This window comes from Salipiger sp. CCB-MM3, from assembly GCF_001687105.1.
Classification (GTDB): Bacteria; Pseudomonadota; Alphaproteobacteria; order Rhodobacterales; family Rhodobacteraceae; genus Salipiger.
The window spans coordinates 668,750-692,055 of record NZ_CP014596.1; the positions used below are offsets into that span (position 1 = coordinate 668,750).

General features: G+C 65.2%; 8 protein-coding genes. 2 read left to right on the forward strand and 6 right to left on the reverse strand.

Translation table 11 applies throughout. The features are described 5' to 3' along the window. Positions 1-4 precede the first annotated feature (4 nt). From AYJ57_RS16915 to AYJ57_RS16935, 5 genes are all read right to left on the reverse strand, one after another. Positions 5-1,198 (reverse strand): class I SAM-dependent methyltransferase, encoded by a 1,194-nt coding sequence (locus AYJ57_RS16915; RefSeq protein WP_066108656.1) that lies wholly within the window; start codon positions 1,196-1,198, stop codon positions 5-7. Positions 1,199-1,259: 61 nt separating this feature from the next. Next, a complete protein-coding gene (locus tag AYJ57_RS16920) occupies positions 1,260-1,562 on the reverse strand; it encodes a J-domain-containing protein (RefSeq protein WP_066108659.1) in 303 nt (100 codons plus the stop codon). A 205-nt stretch (positions 1,563-1,767) separates the two neighbouring features. After that, positions 1,768-2,892 carry an aminotransferase class V-fold PLP-dependent enzyme gene (locus AYJ57_RS16925; RefSeq protein ID WP_193789550.1) on the reverse strand — a complete coding sequence of 375 codons (1,125 nt, stop codon included), beginning with the start codon at positions 2,890-2,892 and terminating at the stop codon, positions 1,768-1,770. Positions 2,893-2,985: 93 nt separating this feature from the next. Beyond that, positions 2,986-3,465 carry an Lrp/AsnC family transcriptional regulator gene (locus AYJ57_RS16930; protein ID WP_066108667.1) on the reverse strand — a complete coding sequence of 160 codons (480 nt, stop codon included), beginning with the start codon at positions 3,463-3,465 and terminating at the stop codon, positions 2,986-2,988. Positions 3,466-3,478: 13 nt separating this feature from the next. Further along, positions 3,479-3,934, reverse strand: a complete 456-nt coding sequence (locus AYJ57_RS16935; RefSeq protein ID WP_066108670.1) for an Lrp/AsnC family transcriptional regulator — start codon at positions 3,932-3,934, stop codon at positions 3,479-3,481. Positions 3,935-4,087: 153 nt separating this feature from the next. On the opposite strand from AYJ57_RS16935, the gene ilvC reads away from it, so the two are divergent. Next, on the forward strand, positions 4,088-5,110 hold the full coding sequence (ilvC, locus tag AYJ57_RS16940) for a ketol-acid reductoisomerase (RefSeq protein WP_066108672.1): 1,023 nt from the start codon (positions 4,088-4,090) through the stop codon (positions 5,108-5,110). A gap of 120 nt (positions 5,111-5,230) precedes the next feature. Here the strand turns inward: ilvC and AYJ57_RS26235 are convergent, their stop codons facing one another. Then, the gene (locus AYJ57_RS26235) at positions 5,231-5,395 is read right to left on the reverse strand and encodes a hypothetical protein (RefSeq protein ID WP_193789551.1); all 165 of its coding nucleotides are present in this window, start codon (positions 5,393-5,395) and stop codon (positions 5,231-5,233) included. 612 nt (positions 5,396-6,007) lie between these two features. Between AYJ57_RS26235 and AYJ57_RS16945 the strand changes: the two genes are divergently transcribed. After that, positions 6,008-23,272, forward strand: a complete 17,265-nt coding sequence (locus AYJ57_RS16945; protein ID WP_066108675.1) for a malectin domain-containing carbohydrate-binding protein — start codon at positions 6,008-6,010, stop codon at positions 23,270-23,272. Positions 23,273-23,306 lie beyond the last annotated feature (34 nt).

The window sequence follows — 23,306 nt, forward strand, 5'->3', positions numbered from 1 at the left end:
GGCCTCAGCGCAGCAACGCGGAGTAGAGCAGCAGCCCCCAAGGCTCGAGCGCTTTGTGGACCTGCGCCCAAGCGGTGCCAAAGGTGATCGGATCGAGCCGCGCCGCCTGCGCGATCTGCGCAAGGCTGCGGCGCCCGTCGATTGCCGCGAGCGCGGCGGCGGTGCCTTTGGGCAGGGTCAGCGTGGTCTCCACACCGCCCAGTTTCACCGGCAGGGGGCGTCCCTGTGCCACGGCCTTGGCCAGCGGCGCGCGCTGCACGCCGCGCAGATGCGGCACGAGGCTGCGGTTCGAGGGCGTCGCGCGGGTCTCTTCCGCGCTGTCGGGCACCGCATAGGCGGTGTGCATGCGGATCGTGCCGCGCAGCTTTTCCGCCAGCGCCATCTGCGTTGCGGCGGGCATGCCCTCGGGGACCTCGGTGATCTGCGCCAGATCGTAGAGCGCCGGCGTGGTGAACCCGGCGAGGCGCCAGCCGGTAGCAGCAAGTGTTTCCAGAAGCTCGGGCACCGAATAGCTGCGGTCCTGCCCGTGCAGCAGAAGGTCGTAAAACCCCGCGTCCGAGGCGTGGTGATCTCCAAGGTTACGGTTGGCGGCGAAGGGATGGCCCTCGGGCAGTTCAGCGACGATGCGCTGAGCGCGGGCCAGACGCTCCTTCGGGGCCAGGCCGTCGAAGAGCGCGCCAAAAGCCTCCTGCAGCGGGTAGACGCCGGAGCGGCCATAGGGCGCGTAGACCATGAAACCGAGGCCGCCGCCGGGGGCGAGCGCGGCGCGCAGCGCGGCAAAGCCAGCTTGCGGGTCGGGCAAATGGTGCAGCACGCCGCAGCAGTCGATATAGTCGAACCGGCCATAGTCGGGGGCATCGAGCAGGCTGGCGGTGTGGAAGCTGATGCCCTTGAGGCCGCGCCGCCTCGCGCGCGCCTCGGCGACGGCGCGCGAGGCGACCGACAGATCGAGATAGGTGATCTCATATGGCTTGCCGGCCTTGCTCAGCAGGGTGGCGAGCTGGATCAGCCCGTCGCCCGTGCCGCCGCCGGCGACCAGCACGCGTAGCGGCTGCGACCAGTCGCGGCAGCCGCGCCAGAGCCAGTGGTCCATCTCCAGCGGATGCGAGGGCGAGCCGGTGATCAGCCGCTTGTCCTCATCGGCAGGGTCGCGTTCGGGGTAGGGGTAGCTTTCGTACTGCTCTTTGACCGTGACCATCCCTGCTCCCTTCCGGCGTTTCGGGGGAAGTTCTGGCATGCGGGCCGGGAAAGGCCAAGCCTCAGCGCGGCTTGCGGGCGATCTCGAATTTCGTCTCCAGCAGCGCCATCTCGCGGATCAGCCTGCGGCGTTCGTCGCGGTCGGCGGTCTCGCGCAGCTCGTCGCGCAGCGCCGCGATCTGGCGGCGGAGCGCCACCGCCTCGGGCACCGCGCCATTGTCCTTGAGGATGCGAGTCATCACCGCGTTCTCGGGATCGTCGCAGGCGGGCAGGGGCTTGCCAGCGCCCGGCAGATTGTCGAAGGCGCCCTCGGCGTCGGCCTTGGCGATGCGGGCGTTGATCAGGTCGATGAGCGGATGGTCCATGGCGCGGCCTGCTGTTGCGAAGGCTTCAGTCTAGCCCGGCGCGGGCGGCTCGGGAAGAGGAGGGGGCGCTGCCCCCTCGCCGCTGCGCGGCTCACCCCCGGGTGTATTTTCAAAGAGAAGAAGCGGGGTGTCTTCTTCTCTTTGAAAATACGCCCGGGGGGTACGGGGGGCTGCCCCCCCGTATAGGCTGCGGTATGGGCGGCGCTCAGAGCACCTCGCCGAGCACCGTCTCGAGGCGCGCCACGGTGCCGTCCACGTCTTTCAGCTTGTCGAGACCGAAGAGACCAAGGCGGAAGGTCGAGAAGCCCGCGGGCTCATCCACCTGCAGCGGCACGCCGGAAGCGATCTGCGTGCCCTTCTCGGCGAAGGCGCGGCCGCTCTTCACCTCGGGGTCGGTGGTGTAGCTGACCACCACGCCCGGCGCGCCATAGCCTTCGGCGGCGACCGAGGTCACGCCCTTGGAGGCCAGAAGCTCGCGCACCCGGCGGCCCAACTCGAACTGCGCGGCTTTGGCTTCGGCAAAGCCGAACGCGCGGGTCTCGGCCATGGCGTCGCGGAACATGCGCAGCCCGTCGGTGGGCATGGTGGCGTGATAGGCGTGGCCGCCCGCCTCATAGGCGGCGGTGATGTCGCGCCATTTCTTCAGATCGAGCGCGAAGCTGTCGGAGGTGGTCTCGTCCAGCCGGTCGAGCGCGCGCTGCGACATCATCACGAGGCCCGCGCAGGGGGTGGAGCTCCAACCTTTCTGCGGTGCCGAGAGCAGCACGTCGACGCCGGTCGCCTGCATGTCGACCCAGGCGCAGCCCGAGGCGATGCAGTCGAGCACCATCAGCGCGCCGACTTCATGCGCCGCGCTCGCCAGCGCGGTGACATAATCGTCGGGCAGGATGATGCCCGCGGCGGTTTCCACATGCGGCGCGAAGACGATGTCCGGCTGCTCTTCGCGGATCTTCGCGGTGACCTCTTCGATCGGGGCGGGGGCGAAGGGCACCTCGAGGCCGTTGCCGGTGGGCCGGGCCTTCATCACGGTGACCTCGCCGCCGAAGCCGCCGGTTTCGAAAATCTGGCTCCAGCGGAAGGAGAACCAGCCGTTGCGCACCACCAGCGCCTTGGCGCCACGGCCGAACTGGCGGGCCACTGCCTCCATGCCGTAGGTGCCGCCGCCGGGCACAACGGCGACGCCGCTGGCGCCATAGACCTCGCGCAGGCCCGCGGAAATGTCGCGCATCACCTCCTGAAAGGCCGCGGACATGTGGTTGAGCGAGCGGTCCGTGAAGACCACCGAGAATTCATCGAGACCGCTTGGGTCCACATCCTTGCGCAGCGCCATTGGCATACTCCTTTGCTGTTGCACAGGGGGTTAGCGCGTTGCGCCGGGATTGGCAAAACCTCCGATGGTCGCGATCACGCTATGGGGAGCACGTCAGAGCGGGCCGGAAAGCGGACCGGAAAGCGGGCCGGGCCGGCGCTCTTCGCTCAGCACGACGTTGGCCTCCACATGGCCGACGCCGGGCAGGGTCATGATGCGCCGCCGCAGCACCCGTTCGAAATCCGGCAGGTCGCGGGCGATCACGCGCAGTCGGTAGTCGAAGGCACCCAGCACATGCTCGACGATCTGCACCTCGGGGATGGCGGACACGGCGCGCTCGAAATCTTCGAGGCTGACCCGCCCCTTGGTGGCAAGTTTCACGCCCAGAAAGACGGTGACGCCGAACCCCAGCGCTTCGAGGTCGAGGTCGAGCCGCGGCTTGCGGAACACGCCCGCGTCGCGCAACCGCTGGATGCGGCGCCAGCAGGCGGGCTGCGAGAGGCCGAGCTTGCGACCCAAGGCGCCGGCGCTGGCGCTGGCATCCTCGGCCAGCGCGCGCACGAGGGCGCGGTCGATGTCGTCGAGGTCCATCACGCGGTCTCCGGTCTCATAGGGGCACCGTCTCGTCCGAGCGCACCAATGCCACATGCATCAGCGCCTCGATGTCGGAGATATGCGGCAGCGGCAGGATTTGCCCGCGGTAGAGCTGTTGGTAATGCGCGAGGTCACGGGCGATCACCGCGAGCCGCACATCGATGGAGCCGAGGAAGGTCTGGATCTCGATCACCTCGGGCACCTTGCGGGCGGCGTCGATGAACTCGTCAAAGGCGCGCGGCGCGGTTTTGTCGAGGGTCACCCGCAACGACACTTCCAATTCATAGCCAAGCGCGGGCCAGTGAATCACCCCGCGGGTGCCGCGCAGCACGCCTTTCTCGCGCATGGCGGCGAGTCGCCGCGCCAGCGTCGAGGCGGTGACGCCCGCGCGTTCGGCCAGTTCGGCGCCGGGCAGGTCCGGTGCGGCCTGAAACTGGCGCAGGATGCGCCTGTCGGTATCATCAAGCATGATTTCGCCGTTAATCGATCATTCCGAGAATGATCTTTCATCTTTCCGGCAAATACTCAAGAAAAACGCAACCTGTATCGGTTCGCGGTGCCTATGTTGTCCCTCACAACGAAGCGGCGATCAATCGCCCGCACACCAAGGAAGGAAAGACCCATGCGCGTCTATTATGATCGTGATTGCGACATCAACCTGATCAAGGACAAGAAAGTGGCGATCCTCGGCTACGGCAGCCAGGGTCACGCCCACGCGCTGAACCTGCGCGACAGCGGTGCCAAGAACCTCGTCGTCGCCCTGCGCGAAGGCTCGCCCTCGGCCAAGAAAGCCGAAGCGGAAGGTCTGCAGGTCATGGGCATCGCCGAAGCGGCGGCCTGGTGCGACCTGATCATGTTCACCATGCCCGATGAACTTCAGGCAGAGACCTACAAGAAATACGTGCATGACAACCTGAAGGAAGGCTCCGCCATCGCCTTCGCCCACGGTCTGAACGTGCACTTCGGCCTGATCGAGCCGAAGCCGGGCGTCGACGTCATCATGATGGCGCCGAAGGGTCCGGGCCACACCGTGCGCGGCGAATACACCAAAGGCGGCGGCGTGCCCTGCCTCGTGGCTGTGAACAACGACGCCTCGGGCAAAGCGCTTGAGATCGGCCTGTCGTATTGCTCGGCCATCGGTGGCGGTCGCTCGGGCATCATCGAGACCAACTTCCGCGAAGAGTGCGAAACCGACCTCTTCGGCGAGCAGGCGGTTCTCTGCGGTGGCCTTGTGGAACTGATCCGCTGCGGCTTCGAGACGCTGGTGGAAGCGGGCTACGCGCCCGAGATGGCCTACTTCGAGTGCCTGCATGAAGTGAAGCTGATCGTCGACCTGATCTATGAAGGCGGCATCGCCAACATGGATTACTCGATCTCCAACACCGCCGAGTACGGCCAGTATGTCACCGGCCCGCGCATCCTGCCCTATGAGCAGACCAAGAAGGCGATGAAGGAAGTTCTGACCGACATCCAGCAGGGCAAGTTCGTCCGCGACTTCATGCTGGAAAACACCGTGGGCCAGCCGACCCTCAAAGCCTCGCGCCGTGCCAACGACGAGCACATGATCGAAGAGACCGGTGCCAAGCTGCGCGGCATGATGCCGTGGATCTCGGCTGGCAAGATGGTCGACAAAGCAAAGAACTGATCGGAGCTTTCCTCCGGACAGACGAAAGGCGCGGGACATCCCGCGCCTTTTTCATTTTGGCGAGTGCCGGACCGGCTTGCGCTCCGCGGCGGTCCGCCTGTTCCCGAGCGGGCAAGCGCCTCAGTCAGTCTTCTTCGACTCGTTCTGCGCTTTCATCCGCGCCAGAAGCTCTGCCTTGCTGGCTTTGCCGCCGGTGCCGGCCTTGCCTTCACGCTTGAGGTCTTCGGCCTTGAATTTGGGCTTGTTCGAGCCCGGGCGCGCGCCGCCCATCTTGCTGTAATCCATGACCCGATCCTTTCCGGCTGCCATGACGATGCTGTGGATGGCGTCACATGCCCGAAAGCCAGCCTTACAGCAAGCGCCATGTTCGGCGTGCCGGTAGAGAGATATCGGCGGGTATTGAGTTGGCGGGGGAGAAAAAGGGGCACAAACGGCGGCGATGGATTTTCTCTATATCACCTGTTGCGTTTAAATTGAGAAGCCGGGTTTGCCGAATTGAAGTTCAACCAATAGTAGATTTCCTGCCCAAGTTTTCTGGCGTTTATATTCGGTCACGCGTGTTGACCTTTTTGAGGGTGAGTTGCTCTTGGCGCTAACATCTCTGGGTTGTTTTTGCGGCTACAGTGTAAGTTTATTCACTGAGTCAGTGCCTAAATCTTTCAGAATTCCCACCTTAAGATGCTGATAAGGCTCAGAATACCATCTGTTGACACAATTTGTTTTTGTTTCTAGGCTTCCAATAAGTATTTCTTAATTTCCATTTTTCGCCTGGGAGAGAGTTTCTTTAAAATCTCTGTTCGGTTTTGCATTGTCCGGATTTTCCCGGGTCTGTTTTTTTAAGTTATAGATTCAAAAGAAATTTCGCTCTCTGGCCGCCCAAGGTGCCGGAGCATTATCATGGTCGTCTCGAACAATTTCTCGTCCAGCTCGCTTGAGCTGAATGGTCAGGTGTCGCTGTCGCAGCCCACTGCGCTGGTCTGGGGCCCGGATGGGCGGCTCTACGTGACCGAAAACGGCGGCACGGTGAATGTTCTCACCGTCAAGTTCGGCGACCCCGATCCCAATGACAGCGACAACACCGTCTCGTTCTACGTCGAGTCCGCTGTGTCGATGCAGCTCGACATTCAGAACCACAATGACGACGGCAGCCTGAGCAGCAGCAGCAGCCGGCAGGTCACCGGGATCGACGTGACGCAGCAATATGATGCGGCGGGCAACGCGCTTTACGTGGATTCAAACGGCAATCTGACGACCGAGGCGGCGGGCAATGTCGCGGCCACGACGATCTATGTCACCTCCAGCGACATGCGCATCGGGGCAGGGGGATCTGGCAACGACGCCAATCTCGACACCAATTCCGGCGTCATCACCATGATGGAGCAGAACGGCAGCAATTCGTGGGATCAGGTAGATATCATCCGCGGCTTGCCGCGCTCGGAAGAGAACCATGCCACCAACGGTCTGGAGATGATTCAGGAGGTGGACGAGAACGGTGTCCTGATCTCGGAACGGCTGATCGTGGCGCAGGGCGGCAATGCCAACACCGGCGCGCCGTCGAACAACTTTGCGGGCCAGCAGGAGCAGCCGCTTTCGGCGGCGATCCTCGAGGTCGATGTTTCGGGCCTGAAGGCCATGGGCGCGCAGACCGACGGCGACGGACGGAGCTATATCTACGATCTGCCGACGCTCGACGATCCGACCCGTTCGGGCACCGAGGACAACAACGATCCCAATGGCGGCAACGACGGTCTGAACAGCGCCAAGCTGGACTACGATGGGCTGGTCTCGATTTATTCGCCCGGCTATCGCAATGCCTATGACGTCGAGGTGACCGAAGACGGGCGCGTCTGGACCTACGACAATGGCGCCAACAACAGCTGGGGTGGGCGTCCGATTGGCGAGGCTGGCGATAACGGCAGCACCACAGATTACGCGCAGGATCCCGACTACATCGCGACCAACCTCAACAACGGCGACGGCAACTCCAGCGACGATATCAACGAACCGAGCGACTGGAACCCCTCGAACAACGACAACTTCCACGAGGTGACCCGCTCCGACGATCTCGACGGGCGGAGCCTGTCGGTGGGCGGCAATGGTCCTGTCACCACCTACACCGGCCCGGATGGGCTGACCTATGTCTATGGCGGCCACCCCAACCCGACGCGGGCCGAGGGCGCCAAGGCGGGCCTGCTGTTCTCGCCGGGTGGCGGCACGGACAACGCCTTCCTGCTTGTGTCGAACCTGTCGAGCTACGACGAGGGCACCGATGACTATGCGCAGGTCAAGGCGTGGATGGCGGAGGTGGAGTCCGCCAGCGGAGCGCTTGGTACCGGAGATCTGGGTGACAAGATCATCGCCGTCACACCGGGCGTCGAATACGATATCTACGCCCTGTCAGACGGTTCGGGCGTGGCGGTTGAAACCGGCGGGGCCGCGCCCTCTGGCGGCACGCTGCTGGGGCAGGCGGGGCTGCCATCGGATATCGCTGAAATCGTGGACTGGCGTAACCCGATCGAGGGCAACTACCTCGAGGCGGGCAAGACCGACGGGGCGCTCGACAGCGGCAAGGGCTCGATCAACGGCCTGACCGAATACACCTCGACCATCATGGACGAGGGCGACGTCAAGATGTCCGGCGCGATCATCGCCAGCGTCTACAACGGCGGCGACCTGATCATCATGGGCCGCAATGAGGATGGCTCAATGTCCTCGACCGGCGGCACCAATGCGCAGGCCACCGACCGCGCGGTCTATCAGGGATCTGGCGCGCCGCTTGGTCTGGCCACCATCGGTGACGATTTTGCCGAGCGCGGGCTCAGCCAGCCGTTCCAAGGCTCGATCTGGTCAGCGGTCTACGGTCAGAACAATCAGGGCGGCTTTACCGTCTACATCGAAGTGCTGCAGCCGAACAACGGCGCGGTGCCGCTGGCGGGGTCGGAGATCGTCGATCCCGACGATTGGGACCTTGATGGCGTCGACAAATATAACGACCCCTTCGAATTCAGCGCGAGCAATGGCTTTGATCTGTCGGCAGGGCAGAAGATCGTGCTCGACTTCAACCCGCAGTCGACCGATTTCAACGGCACGCTGGCGGGCAACACAGGTCTGCTGGGGGCGGCGCTGGACGGGCCGAACTCGCTGGCCGGGCCGCTGGCGGGCAGCACCGGCACCGACAATATCCAAGAGGCTGGCGCGACCGCCAACCAAGATGCGCGCACCGGCACCTATCTGCAGAACGCCGGGGATCTGCTGAACTCTTCGGAGCAGGCTGATGGCCTCTTCGACATCGCGGGCAATATCATCCCCGGTGGCAACGCGCCGATCCTGCAGATCAAAGAGGTGGTGCCGGGCACGATGGTCGGTCAGGCCAACACGGCGCGCGATGCGCTGCAGACCGCCTTCATCCCGGATCCCGACGTTGGCCGCGTGGTGGCCACGGTGACCGCCAAGAACTGGGTTCTGGGCAGCAGCGTCGCCGCCGATCAGCTGGTGGGCATGGTCTATGGTGACGGCACGCAGTCGAATTTCCTGCGGCTGGTGTTCGGCGAGGTCGGCGGCGTGCCGGGGATCGAGGTCGGCTATGAGCTGGGCGATACCGGCTATGTTGCGCTGGCCGAGATCGCCGTGCCTGATCTGACGGCCAACGGCAATGAGCTGATCGACCTGCGGCTTGAGATCGACATCGACGACGGTTTTGCAGTGCGCGCCTTCTACCGTCTCGGCGATGACGCCAGCCTGAGCGGCACCGCCTTCATCGAGATCGACCTTGGCAACTTCAGCCTGCCTGCGGGCGTGCTGCAGGATGTGCTGACCGGCGATCACACGATCAGCGACGGCGACACCACGCTCAGCTCGGGCGCCGCCATCGGCGTTGTCGCCGAAACCAGCGACGGCAACCCGCTGCAGGCCATTGACTTCCACAACATCGAGATCGAAGGCTTCGGCAATGAGATCGACGCCACGACCGCGGCGGAGGTCGGGCAGGCGGGCACCACGGGATATGACCGGGTGATCTACACCGGCAGCGAGACCAACCTTGCGCTGGCCTCCGATGTCGAGGAGTTCGACGGATCCGGTTCGGGTGCCGATTACGCCATCACCGCCAATGCGCTCGACAATAAGATCGTCGTGGGCAGCGGCGCCAATACCGTGACGTCGGGCGATGGCGATGACACGATTGTCGGCACGCTGGCCGATCTCGATGGCGACGAGATCACCGACTTTACGCCCGGCGATCAGCTGGTCATTTCGGGGGCCACCACCGACGGGCTGAATGTGAGCTATGACGCGGGATCCGCGCTGGTGACGATCAACGGCAGCCAGATCGCCTTCACCGGGCCGGATTTTGTCGATTTCGATCCGGCAGACGGAAACAACATTTTCAATTTCTCCGACAGCTCTGAAGGGCTGGTGGTCAGCACCGGGCCCGCGCTCAGCCCGGTGATCGCCATCAACGCGGGCGGCCCGGCCGTCACCGGCGTGACCGTGCGCGAGCAACTGGTCGACTTCGTCGCCAATACCGCCGGTGGCGCGGGGGATGGCTATACCTCTACCGGCGACTACAAGAGCTATTCGAATGCCACGTCGCTGTCCTACGACTTCCCCGGGACCGAACTGGATGCGGTGCATGCCTATGAGCGGTCTTCGGCCTCGGTAGACAACTGGGGTTATTCCATCGACGTCGAGAACGGCGAGTATCTCGTCGACCTGATCTATGCGGAGATCTACCACGGTTTCGTCAACAGCTCTGACCCGGATGACCTTCGCCAGTTCGACGTGTTCCTTGAGGGCACGCAGGTCGAGGACAATTACGACATCATCGACGACGCTGGCGGGGCCGGGGTCGAGGTCATCAAGTCCTACGCGGTGACCGTGAATGACGGCGTCCTGAACATCGAGTTCAACAAGGAGGTCGACCAAGCGAAGCTGTCGGGTCTGGTGGTCTGGCAAGTGGGCGGCACCTATGAGCCGCCCGCCGACACCACCAACCCCGAGATCGTCTCGATCGAGGTGGACAACCCGCAGAGCGTGCAGGACGGCACCCGCACCGCCACCGTCGAGTTGCAGGACAACGCGGGCTTTGACGAGGCCGATTTCGCCGGTCTGGACGGCTCGGAACTGGTGTTCTCGGGGATCGTGCCCGAGACCGTCTCGGCGCCGGAGGTCACGCTCAGCAACGGCGGCACCACCGCGACGCTGCAATACACTCTGACCGCGACCGGCAATGCATGGCCGAGCGGTGAGGGCGAGATCACCATCGCCGCCGGTGCCTATCAGGATGCGGCGGGCAACAGCACAGCTGCGTCCAGCGGCGCCTTCATCCTCGAGCCGGGGCTCGACACGCTGGTCAAGGGCGCGCTGGCGCTGGCGATCAACGTCGGCCCGGTGACCAATGGCACCGCTGCGCTGGATGGGGATAATGACACCACCTACGGCGGCGCGATCACCGGCGATACGATCCTCGGGATCGACCTAGAGGCGGATGATCCGGCGTACTACAGCCCGAACTCGAAGACCTCGAGCAACATCGACGGTCTGCTCGGTGCGACCGGATCGAACCTCGCGCTCGACGGCTCGGCGCTGCACACCTATCGCGACTCCGCCGCCGGGTCCTTCACCGCAAGCTATCCCATCGAAAACGGGGTCTATGTGGTCGAGCTGCACTTTGCAGAGCTTTATCACACCACGGGCGGCAACCGTCAGGGCGACTACACGATCAATGGCGAGCCGTGGGTGTCGGATTACGACGCCTTCACGGATGCGGGCGGGGCGGACACGCCGACCTTCATCACCAAGACCGTCACCGTCACCGACGGGCAGATCGTCATCGACGTGAATGCGGATTTCGGCGAGCCGGGCTGGAACGCCATCGTGGTCTATGACGCCATCGCCGCGAACACGCCCGCCACCGTCTCGGTGGCCGACGTCTCGGTGAACGAAGGCGAGGACGCGGTGCTGACCTTCACGCGCATCGGTGACAGCAGCGAGGATGTCACCATCGCCTTCACGGTGACGCCGGGCACCGCGACGAGCGACGATTATGGCCCGGCAAGCCCGGCCTCTCCGGTCGTCATTCCCGCAGGGCAGAACTTCCTGCAGGTGACCATTCCGACGATCAACGACAGCGACGAGGAGGGTGCCGAGAGCTTCGCCGTGACGATCACCTCGGCCACGATGACCTCGGGCGATGCGGTCATCGACGGCGGCACCGGCACGGTGACCATCGCCGCCAGCGACAGCAGCCTGCAGGTTCCTGCCGGGGGCAAGCTGCTCGATCTGGATTTCGAGACAGATGGCGCGCCGCTGGTCGAAGGTGGCTTTGACGATGCGCTGGGCGGCAGTGGCGCGCTAGATGCGACGGTGGACGTCTCGGTGAGCGGCGGCAAGCTGGTGGTAAACACGTCGAACGGCGACCTTTCGGCGGTGGATTCCACCGCCTCGAAGAACGACTTCGTCAAGACCATCGACCTGTCGGACGCGGGGCTTGAGCAGATCTACATCACCACGCAATTCGACAACCCGTTCCCGCAGGCGCTGGCCGATCAGGGCATCACCACCGGCGTGATCCCCAACTACGCGCAGTTGGGCATCGTCATCGCCACGGCGGATGGGCTGGGGCAGGATGCGGGCAAGCATCTCAAGCTGATCTTCGGCGGCAATGGCGGCAATGCCGTGCAGATGTGGTCGCACAATGTGCTCGACCAAAAACCGCTGCTGACGGATATTTCCGCAGCCGCCGCTGTGCCCTTTGCGCTGGCCGACATCGCCAAGGTCGAGCTGTCGATCCGCATCGATACGCTCACCGACGAGGCGGCGCAGATCGTGACCTTCTACGATGCTGGCGGCGCGATCCTTGGCGGCGTGCGCCCCGAGGCGACCTCGGGCTTCCTGACTGCGGCACCGGTGGCGCTGCCGCCGGATGTGCTGGCGGCCATTGAGGCCGGGAGCGCGCAGGTCGGGGTGACCTCGACCGACTACAACGACGGCTTTGCGAGCTTCGAGGCGAGCTGGGACTTCCTGCAGGTGTCCTCGCCGCAATACACCGGCGATCCGGTGGGCGACACCACCGGGCCGAGCGCCTCTGTCACCGTGACCGCGCCGACCGCCGACACCGATCCGATGGTTGTCACGGTGGTCTATACGGATGCGTCGGACATCGACCCGTCCAGCATCGGCGGCGAAGACATCTCGGTCAGCGGGCCGAGCGTGGCGGGCGCGATCAGCCTCAGCTCCTTCGATGAGGCCAGCAACACGGCGATCTACAGCGTCGCCGCACCGGCCGGTGGCTGGGCAGAGGGCACCTATACCGCCAGCGTGGTGGCGGGCGAGATCGCCGATCTGGCGGCGACGCCCAACCTCAACCCGGGCGGCGAGAGCGATGGCGTGACGCTGACCTTCGCTTCGGCTCCGCAGCCGGGCGAGGTGCTGCTGGCGATCAACGCCGGTGGCGGCGCCGTGGACGGTGCGGCCTATGGGCTGGGCGACGTGGATTTTGTGGCTGATGATGTCGCCTTCTGGGACCTGTCCGGCGCGAGCTCCAGCGGCGCCAACAACAGCGGCAGCGGCCAGACCTTCACCGGCGCGGCGCTGCCCGACGATGTGTTCACCTCGGAACGCTGGGCGAACAGCTTCTCGCTCGACGTGGACCTGCCTGACGGCACCTATGTGGTCGAGCTCTACCTCGCCGAAACCTACCAAGGTGTGGCCAATGGCGACGGTATCGGCTCGCGCATCTTCGACGTGGAGATCGAGGGCGACACGGTGCTCGACGATTATGACCTCTTCGACGATGGCGATGGGGTGCTCGGCAATGGCACCGGCGCGCCGCTGGTGAAGATCGTCAAAACCTTTGATGCCGTGGTGTCGGATGGGCAGCTCAACGTGGTCTTCGACGCGCTTGGGGCTGACGCGGTCGACAATGCCAAGATCAGCGCCATCGTGGTGCGCGCGGCACCCAGCACGGGTGAGACACTGGTCTCGATCGAAGGGCCGGGCGAGATTGCCGAGATTGGCGATGGCGTCGATCAGGATGTCACCTTCACGCTGAGCGTGCCGGATGCCGGGTTCACCGGCGATCTCGATGTCACGCTGTCGGTGGATGGTGCCTCGACCCCGGTGACGCTGAGCTTCGTTGATGGCGCGGCCAGCTATGTGGTGCCGGTGCCGACCGACACGCGCTGGAATGGCGCCGAGACGGTGACCGTTGCCCTGCTTTCGGTGGAGACCGCGGGCTATGCGGTGAATACCGCCGCCGCCACGGGCACCGCCACGCTGACCGAGGACGATCCGGCGGACAGCCATGACCTCGACGGTGCGGGGGGTGCCGATCCGGTGGTCGTCGGCGATTTCTCGGACGACCGGCTTGCGCCGAGCGACATTGGCGCGATGCAGATCGGCGACAATATCCTTTATGCCAGCCAGCAGGGTGACGGGCAGCCGGGCGACCGCGACCGCGATTACATCACCTTCACCGTGCCCGAGGGCATGGTGCTGAGCGCGCTGGTGCTTGACGGCTACGTGTCGACCAGCACCGACAACGCGGGCTTCATGGGGCTGCAGGAGGGCAGCGCGGTCACCGTCGATCCGGTGACCGGCGCCCCCGACGGCAGCGAGGGGCTGCTGGCGGGCATGGTCTATGGCGATGGCAACCTCAACAACGACCTGCTGCCGATCCTTGCCGCTGGCGATCCCAATGACGCGCAGGGGGCCGATTTCCCCGGCTTCACCGCGCCGCTTGGGGCCGGGACCTACACGCTTTGGCTCAACCAGGGCGGCGCGCTGACCAGCGTCACGCTGCGCGCGGTGGTGGAGAGCGATGGCTCGGATCCCACCGATATCGACGGTGACGGCATTCTCAACACCGCCGATCCCTTCGCCTATGACGGCGAGAACGGCATGGGCAAAGTGCTGGCCGAGAACGTCAGCTTCCGTCAGGACTTCGACACCGACACGGCCGATCTCTTCAGCGCCGAAGCGGGCTTTTCGGGGATCCTCGTGAATCCGGCCTTCAGCCCGGCGGGGACCTCTGCCGAGGACCCCTATGGCGACCGCACGACCGAGGCGACGAGCTATGTCGAGGGCGGCAAGCTGAAGATCGAGTCCAGCGAGACGGACATCTATGCGACCGGAACCGGCACCAACAACACGATCAAGGACAACTACCAGTCGGGCGCCGATGTTTCCGGGGTCGACAGCTTCTCGGTCGAGGGGCGGATCGAGGCCGGGTTCCTTGGCGCGATCCCGCTGCAATACGCCTCGTTCGGCATCACCCTCGGGGCGGGGGGCACGGATGATTACATCAAGTTCGTCCTTGGCGGCGCGGGCATTGATCCGCGCATCCAGCTGGCGCAGGAAAACAGCCTGACCGGCGGCGGGGAAGAGAACTATGTGCTCAGCGCGCAGTCGCCTCCGGTCGTCGAGGAGGACATCGCTGCAGTGGTGTTCCGGCTCGACGTGGACAAGTCGGGCAGCGTGGCGACGCTGATCGGCACGGCGATCCTGCTTGATGCCAGTGACGCGGTGATCGCGTCGATCACCACCGCGACCCGCGATATCACCGGCTCTCTGGCGGCGGCGCTGGCGGGGCAGAACACGCTCACCGGCGGCACGGGCGGCATCGCCTATGGCGTGTCGATCACCGACTGGGGCAATGGCGATACCAACCGCTTTACCGGCGAGTGGGACTATCTGGAGATCAGCGGCCCGGTGGCCAATGTCGCTCCGGGCGTCGCGCTGGCCAATGCACTCCCCTCAATCGACGAGAACGTCGACACCACCAGTTCGGTGAAAATCGCCGATATCGTGATCACTGACGATGGGCTGGGCAGCAACGCGCTGAGCCTGTCGGGGGCGGATGCGGCGCTCTTCGAGATCGTCGATCCGGGCACCGGGCCAGAGCTGCATCTGCAGGCTGGTGTGATGCTGGATTACGAGACGCTGGCGCAGCTGTCGGTCAGTGTGGATGTGGATGACGACACGGTCGGCGTCTCTCCCGATGCCAGCGCGGCGCTGCTCTTGGACGTGAACGACTCGACCGAGCGGCAGCAGCAGGTCGACGATCCGGGCAACCTGCCTGCGGATGACGCGGGCGGCACCGATGAGATCGACACCGTGGTCTATACCGGCAGCGGCGAGGTCGGAAGCTCCGGCACGCCCTACCAGATGCCCGGCACCGTCGAGAATTTCGACGCTACGGGCAGCGGCACGGTGCATGTCAAAGGCACCAGCGGTGACAATGTGATCGGCGTCGGTACCGGCGCTGGTGACGAGGTCGACCTCACCGATGGCGGCAACGATACCGTCACCGGCACGGGAACGGAGCTGGATGGCACCACGGTCTCGGGCTTTACCGCTGGCGATCAGCTGGTGGTCGAAGGCGCGGGCAGCACCGCCTCGGTAATCGAGGTGACCAACGGCTCGACCATCCTTGGCATCGACAGCGATGGCGACGGCGCGGTCGATACCACGGTGACGCTGGCGGAAACCTATGGCCCCGGTGAGATCCAGAGCATCGTGCAGGACGGAAGCCTGATCATCACGGTCAACGGCGCGCCCAACACACCGCCCACCGCCACGCCTGACGAGGCGCAGGTGGTGATTGACGGCACGCTGACGCTTACGCCAGCGGTTCTTATGGACAATGACAGCGACGCTGACGGTGATGCGCTGAGCTTTGCGGGCGTCGACAACCCGCAGAACGGCACGGTGCTGTTCGAAGACGGGCAGATCAACTTTACCCCGACGCCGGGGTTCACCGGCACCGCCAGCTTCGACTACACGATCACCGATGCGTTCGGCGCACCGGCGACGACGACGGTCACCGTCGAAGTGCTGCCCGAAACGCCGGATACCGGCATCACCGACATCGTGTTCGACGCGGGCGCGCTCAGCGCCTTCGATAATCAGGACCTGAACGGGGCCTATAGCATTGCAGATGCGGGCGCGACGCTGGCTCTGACCGGCAACACGTGGAAGAAGCTGCTGCTGGCCGAGCCGCTGGAAGTCACCGCGGACATGGTGATGCGCTTCACCTTCTCGGCGGGTCAGACCGGCGAGATCATGGCCATCGGTCTCGGCAACGACAACAGCTTCCTCAGCAAGGGCGATCAGGTGCTCTTCCAGCTGGGCGGCTCGCAGGGCTGGAGCGCCTACGCCGAGCAGGGCTTCCGGACCTATCAGTCCGGCGACGGCGAGGTCAGTTTCGAGATCCCGCTTGGCGCATGGGCGGGCCAGAGCTTCCAGTATCTGCATTTCATCAACGATGATGACGGCGCGGATGCGGCCACGGGCACCTTCTCGAACCTGCAGTTCGTCCGCAGCACCGCGGCCAATCTCGATCCGATCGCGGTGGATGACCCGGATGTTGCCATCGCCAGCGGCGAGACCGCGACCATCTTCCCCGCCGATCTGCTGGCCAATGACAGCGATCCCGATGGCGGCGCGCTGACGGTGACCGGGGTTTCGGCGGCGGTGAACGGCGAGGTGCTTTTCGAAGACGGGCTGATCTATTTCACCCCGACGCCGGGCTTTGCCGGTGAGGCGAGCTTTGTCTACACGATCACCGATCCCGATGGCGGCACGGATACCGCGACGGTGACGCTCAACGTCAATAGCGCGCCGGTGGCGGTGCAGGACGATTTTGTCACCGGCACGGATGAGGCGCTGCCGCTCACCGCGGCTGACCTGACCGGCAATGACACCGATGCCGACGGCGATGAGATCACCCTGACCGGTGTGACCGCGCGCAGCGGCGGCACGGTGTCGCTGGAGGACGGGCAGGTGCTCTTCACCCCGGCGGCGGGCTTCGTCGGTACCGCGGTCTTCGACTATGAGATCACCGATGCGCGCGGCGGCACCGCCACGGGGACGGCGACGGTGGTGGTCGGCACGCCGGTCGATGACGGTATCCTCGACATCGACTTCAGCAGCTTCGAGATCACCTCTTACGCGGGCAACGATGAGACCCCCGAGGGCATCGCGGTGACGCCGACCTCGATCGAGTTGACCGGCAACACCTGGAAGAAGGTGGCGCTGCCCGGCGGCTTCACCATCGACGCCGAGACGGTGCTGCGCTTTGAGTTCAGCGCCAGCCAGATCGGCGAAATCATGGGCATCGGGCTGGAGACCAACAACAGCTTTGGCAACTCGCAGCAGATCCTCTTCCAGCTGGCGGGGCGGCAGGACTGGTCGAACTACGCGCGGCAGGAATACGCGGGCTACAGCGCCGGTGACGGCACGGTCAGCTTTGCGATCCCGCTGGGCGAGTTCGCCGGGCAGAGCTTCTCGCATATGGTGTTCATCAATGATGACGACCGCGACGCCATCGGCAATCTGACCTTCTCGAACGTGCAGTTGACCTCGGCTCTGGCGGATCTGCCGCCGGTCTTCACCGGGGATGCTGCGCTTGAGATCGCCGAGAACGAGAGCGATCTGGGCGTCATCCCGGCCACCGATCCCGAGGGCGGCGCGCTGACCTATGCGATTGGCGGCGGGGCCGATGCGGCGCTCTTCTCGATCGATCCGAGCAGCGGCGCTCTGGCGTTCAATACGGCGCCCGATTTCGAAAACCCGACCGACTTTGACGGCGACAACGTCTATGAGGTCACGGTCACCGCAAGCGACGGCTCTACCGTGACGCCTGCGGACCTTCTGGTCACTGTGACCGGCGTCAATGAGGCACCGACGATCAGCGGCACCATCGCGCCCGCCGCGACAGAGGAGGGCACGCCGACAAGCGTTGATCTTTCGGCGCTGGTGCTGGCGGATGTGGACCTTGGCGATGTGCCGGTGCTGCGGGTGGAACTCGCGGGCGGCGCGCCGCTGCCCGCGGGCATCACGCTCGACGGCACCACGCTGCAGGTGGCTGACACCACCGCGGCGGGCAGCTACGACATTACCGTCTATGCAAACGACGGGCTGCTCGACAGCGGGGTGCCGGTGAGCTTTGCGCTCGATGTGACGAACGGAGAGACCGGCCCGAGCGTGCTGCTGCGGATCAACGCCTTTGGCCCCGAGGTCGCCGCGCTTGACGGTGGCCCGGTCTGGAGCGGCGATGGCAATGGTGCGCCCAACAGCCCCTATCTGACCACCAGCAACGACCGGGGCGACATCCAAGGCTACAGCGGCACGCTCGCCGCGATCCCCGAGGGTGTGCCCGAGACGGTGCTCGACACCGCGCGCTCGTCCGATGCGCCCTTCACCTACAGCGTTCCGGTGGGCGATCTGCTGGGCAATGGCACCTACCTCGTGCGGCTCTACATGGCCGAGCTTTACGTGCCCAATCAGACAAGCGGTGCGCGGGTCTTTGACATCAGCGTCGAGGGCACGACCACGGGCGTTCTGGACAATTTCGACCCCTCGGCCAGCGGCGCTGCGGGCGATGTGACGGTGATCAGCTATCAGGCGACGGTCAGTGACGGGGTGCTCGACATCTCGTTCCTGCAGGACGCGATTGATGGTGTGGACAACCCGATCGTCAACGCCATCGAGATCCTCTCGGGCGAGCCGATCGTCGACACCGATGCGCCCAATGCAGTGATCGCCCTGTCGAACCCGGCGGATGAGACCTCGCCGCTTCTGGTCAATGTCACGCTCAGCGATCTGAGCGGCATCGACGCCAGCACCTTGGGGGATGAGGACCTGTCGCTTGCCATCGGCGGAGCGCAGGTCGCGGCGGCGGTCAGCTTCCTCGGCTTTGCGGGCGGCGTCGCCAGCTACGAGATCGCCGCGCCAAGCGGCGGCTGGGTCGATGGCAGCGCCATCGAGGTTACGCTGGGCGCAGGCGAGGTCGCGGATCTGGCGGAAACGCCGAACCTCAATGCCCAGACCGTGCAGGGGCTGACCCTGTCGCTGGGCGGCGGTGAGCCTCCGGTGGGGTATGATCCGGCCAAGGAGCTTGGCGGCAATCTCGACGGTGACGGTCTGATCAACTCGGCAGATGGCGACATCGACGGCGATGGCATCGCCAACCTTGCCGACCGTGCCGCCTATGACGCGACCAACGCGGGTGTGGTGCTGTCGGACCTCGGCGAGGTCGTGCTCGACTTCACCACCATGGCCGATGGCACCTCGCCCTTCGCCGCCGGGTTCACCGGCGCGGCGCAGACCGCCGACGGAAGTGCCGAGCTGAACTACGCCACCAACAACGGGGCACAGGTCAGCGGCGGGCGGCTGCAATTCCAGACCAGCGACCCCGACACCAATGACGGCCAGCAGGCCTTCACCTTCCTTGCCGATGTCGCAAGCGACTTCACCTTCGAGGGCGTCTTCGACAATCCGGTGTTAGGCGGGACAGAGCTGCAGACCTTCTCGCAATACGGGCTGATCGTCTCGCTGACCGGCGCGGCGGGCGCCTCGACCGGCGTGGATGGCGATTTCATCAAGCTTGTCACCGGCAACCCCGGTGATGGTTTCGAGATCTCCGGACGCGGCAGCTTCTCGGGCACGGATCTGAAGATCCCCTATCCGGGCAGCGTCACGGCGACCAGCTTTGCGCAGGTGAAGCTGACGCTTGCGGCGGATGTCTCGGCGGGCAATTTCACCGGCTACTACGAGCTGCTGGATGACACTGGCGCGACGCTGGCTTCGGGGACCGTCGGAACGGTCACCCCGGATGCGGGCAGCGCCATGGCCGGAGTTCTGGCCGGAACCTCCTCGATCATCCCCGCCTTCGGGGTGACCTCGACCGACTTCGGGGCGGGCGGCGCCTTCACCATGGGCGTCGAGAGCATGAAGCTGACCGAGGGCAGCGGCGGGCCGGTTGATCCGCCCTCCAATCCCGATGACGCCCTGTCGATCCTGCAGGCGCTGACCGATGTGGATGCAAACGGCAGCTACGGGTCCGGCGCGGTCGGCAGCGCAGAGCTGCGGATCATGGACGGCAACAACAACGTGCAGTCCTCGAACTACGGCACCGACTCGTTCCAGTTGCAGAACACCGGCGACAAGCAGATCGCCGCGGTGGTGATCGACTTCCGCAATGCGCTCTATGGGGACAGCGTGGTCGATGCCGATGGTTCGGGCGGCGACAGCGTCGCCAAGGATTTCGCCATCAACAGCGGAGGGGGTGAGACGGGTGCGTTCTTTGACACCGGCAGTGGCTATATCTTTGCCGGGGACGCGCCTTTGCCCAACACCACGGGCACCGGCCTTGCCTCCAGCGGCGGCTTCCGTGGGTTGGTGATCAAGGCCGATGGCAGTGGCTTTGACACCGGCGAGACCATCGGCTTCTCGGGCGATATGGATCCGAACTCGGTGGCCGGTCTGACCAAGGCGTCGATCGACGCCGGGGCGGTCAACAGCTGGGACGTGGGCGGTGTATCGGGGGCCGAGCTGATCGGCTCGAGCTTCACCGTGATGTTCGATGACGGCACGTTCGCCACGGGCTTTGTCGGCGGCGAGGGCACGCAGGCCGGCAGCACCGGCTTTGCCTCGCAGGACGTCAGCGCGGCGACAGCAACGGTTTCGGTGAATGGCACCGGCTCGTCTTCGACGGGCACCTACGGGGGCACGATCCCCGAGATCATGGTCGCGGGCACGCCGGGCGATACGGTGCGCGTCACGCTGAGCCGGGGCCTCAATCCGGTGACCAACACCTCGAACGGCATCGCGCAGCTGGTCGAAGACCGGCTGGCGGACGCGCAGCCCGAGTTCCAGGCCAGCAACGCCGCCGACTTCCAGTTCTACGACATCGTCATCGGGGCGGGCGGCACGGCCACGCTGCCGGACAATGCCTTTGACTGGACGACGCCCGACAGCGGTCAGGACTTCGGCGGCACCGCGTACACCAACGGGTTCGACACGGCTCCGGCGGTGGTCGGCGCATCGGTCATCGACTCCGGCTCGAAAATGCCGCTGGGGGCCACCGACCGGGTCTATCTGACCAATCAGGGCGGACCGGTCGAAGGTGGCGGAGGCGGCGGCACCGGGGCCGAGGGCTACTACCAGATCATCGGCTCGGGCAGCTCGGCGCGCTTCAAGGTGCAGATCGAGGATCCGAACGCCAATGGCGGCACCAACCCCGGCGGCCAATGGACCTATGTCGAAGGAGATGATCCGGGCACGCAGGACAACACCCAAGGCACCGGCCACTACTTCTGGGGCTCGGAAGCGGGCAGCACCGCGATCAATGCGCCGCAGCAAGACAGCTTCCTTGTCTACGAGGTGTTCATTCCCGAGGGCGAAGAGGGCGTCTACAACTTCCGCGTCCGTTCGTCCCGCGACACCAATGATCCCAGCGACCAGCGCAACGACATCTGGCTGCGTATCGACGACGACGCCGAGGCGCTGCAGACCAACTCGACCGACAGCGTGTCGAGCGGCGGCTTCGTGAAGCTCTATGGCGCTTCGACGAACTGGGGCTGGGCGGGGCAGATCGACAGCGTGTCGGAGTCCGATCCCAACTTCACCGCCTCGTTCAACCTGACCGCGGGCTTCCACACCATCACGCTGGCGGGCCGCAGCCAAGGCTTCCACGTCGACTTCTGGGAGATGTACAAGGGCAGCGCGCCCTCGGGCGGCGCGTCGAACTCGGCCTTCATCTCCACCGGTGAGGATACCTTTGCGCCGGTCGTCACAGCGGCCAGCGCGCCGGATGTGACCGTCGAGGGCGGCACGACCACCACGGTGACGGTGACATTCAGCGACAATGTGGCCATTGATGCCTCGACCATCGACGCTGGCGACATCGCCGTGTCGGGGCCGGGCGGGGCGGTCTCGGTGACCGGGGTCAGCCTGAATGCGGGCAGCGACGGCACGCCGCGCAGCGCCACCTACACGCTCGCCGCCCCCGGCGGCAGCTGGGACGTGGCGGATGAGGGCAGCTACACGGTTGCGCTGCTCTCCGGCGAGGTGCTGGACACCAGCGGCAACGCGGTGGCCCCGAACGCCTCGCTGACCAGCTTCGAGGTCGCCATTGGCAGCGCCCCGGTGGGCGATCCCTTCCGGGTCGAGGCCGAAAGCCTCTCGTTGCAGGGCTTCTCGGTGCAAAGCAACGGCCACGCCTCGAACGATCAGTTCATTCAGGCGTCTGGCTCGGGAGCGCATACCGCCAGCTACACCTTTGCCGCGGCAGCGGGGACCTATGATCTGACGCTCGGCTACTACGACGAGTCCGACGGTCAGTCGCAGCTCAGCGTACTGGTGAACAATGTGCTGGTCGAAACCTTCGTCTGGGATCTGGATGCGGGCGGCACCATCGTCAACAGCACCTCTGCCGCAGAGCACACGATCTCGGATCTGGTGCTGAACGCGGGGGACGTGCTGCAACTTTCGGGCACGCCGGATGGCGGAGAGCCGCTGCGCATCGACTTCCTCGACTTCGTGCCGACAAGCGGCGGCGGAGGCGGCGGAGGCGGTGGCGATCCGACCGACAGCACCAATCCGGTAGTCACCGCGGCCAGTGCGGCCAATGTGTCGGTGGCGGGAGGCGGCAGCACCACCGTTTCGGTCACCTTCTCCGACAACGTGGGCATCGACGTCTCGAGCATCGATCCGGGCGATCTTACGGTGACCGGACCGGGCGGGGCGCTGTCGGTGACGGGGGTCAGCCTCAGCTCTGGCAGCGATGGCGCGCCGCGCACCGCGACCTACACGGTCGAAGCGCCCGGCGGCAGCTGGGACGTGGGCGACAACGGGGTCTACAGCGTTGCGCTGGATGGCGGAGAAGTGCTCGACACCAGCGGCAACGCGGTGGCAGCGAATGGCTCTCTGGCCAGCTTCAACGTCAGCATCGCGACCACGCCGCCGCCCAGCTCGGATCCGGTGCGGATCGAGGCCGAAGCCATGACGCTGGAAGAGGGCTTTGTTGTGAACAGCAACAGCCACGCGTCGGAAGGGCAGCTCATCAAGGCCACCGGATCGGCGGGCCATGTGGCGAGCTTCGTCTTCGCCGAGACGGCGGGGCTCTACAACTTCACGCTGGGCCATTTCGATGAATCCGACGGCCAGTCGCAGCTTGATCTGCTGGTGAACGATCTGCTGGTCGACAGTTTCATCTGGGATCAGGACGCCGGTTCTTCCATCGTCAACAGCACGTCCTTTGCCATGCATCAGACCTTTGGCGTGGCGCTGGAGGCGGGCGACGTGGTGTCGCTGTCGGGCAGCCCGGACGGCGGCGAGCCGCTGCGGATCGATTATCTCGACTACGTCTTCGTGTCGTGAGCTAAGTTACCCTCGCCAAGTGCGCCTCCGGGGG

What these genes read in the sequence shown, in the direction of transcription:
- AYJ57_RS16915 (WP_066108656.1), bottom strand. Translation starts at nt 1,198, where the DNA reads ATGGTCACGGTCAAAGAGCAGTACGAAAGCTACCCCTACCCCGAACGC.
- AYJ57_RS16920 (WP_066108659.1), bottom strand. Translation starts at nt 1,562, where the DNA reads ATGGACCATCCGCTCATCGACCTGATCAACGCCCGCATCGCCAAGGCC.
- AYJ57_RS16925 (WP_193789550.1), bottom strand. Translation starts at nt 2,892, where the DNA reads ATGGCGCTGCGCAAGGATGTGGACCCAAGCGGTCTCGATGAATTCTCG.
- AYJ57_RS16935 (WP_066108670.1), bottom strand. Translation starts at nt 3,934, where the DNA reads ATGCTTGATGATACCGACAGGCGCATCCTGCGCCAGTTTCAGGCCGCA.
- ilvC (WP_066108672.1), top strand. Translation starts at nt 4,088, where the DNA reads ATGCGCGTCTATTATGATCGTGATTGCGACATCAACCTGATCAAGGAC.
- AYJ57_RS26235 (WP_193789551.1), bottom strand. Translation starts at nt 5,395, where the DNA reads ATGGATTACAGCAAGATGGGCGGCGCGCGCCCGGGCTCGAACAAGCCC.
- AYJ57_RS16945 (WP_066108675.1), top strand. Translation starts at nt 6,008, where the DNA reads ATGGTCGTCTCGAACAATTTCTCGTCCAGCTCGCTTGAGCTGAATGGT.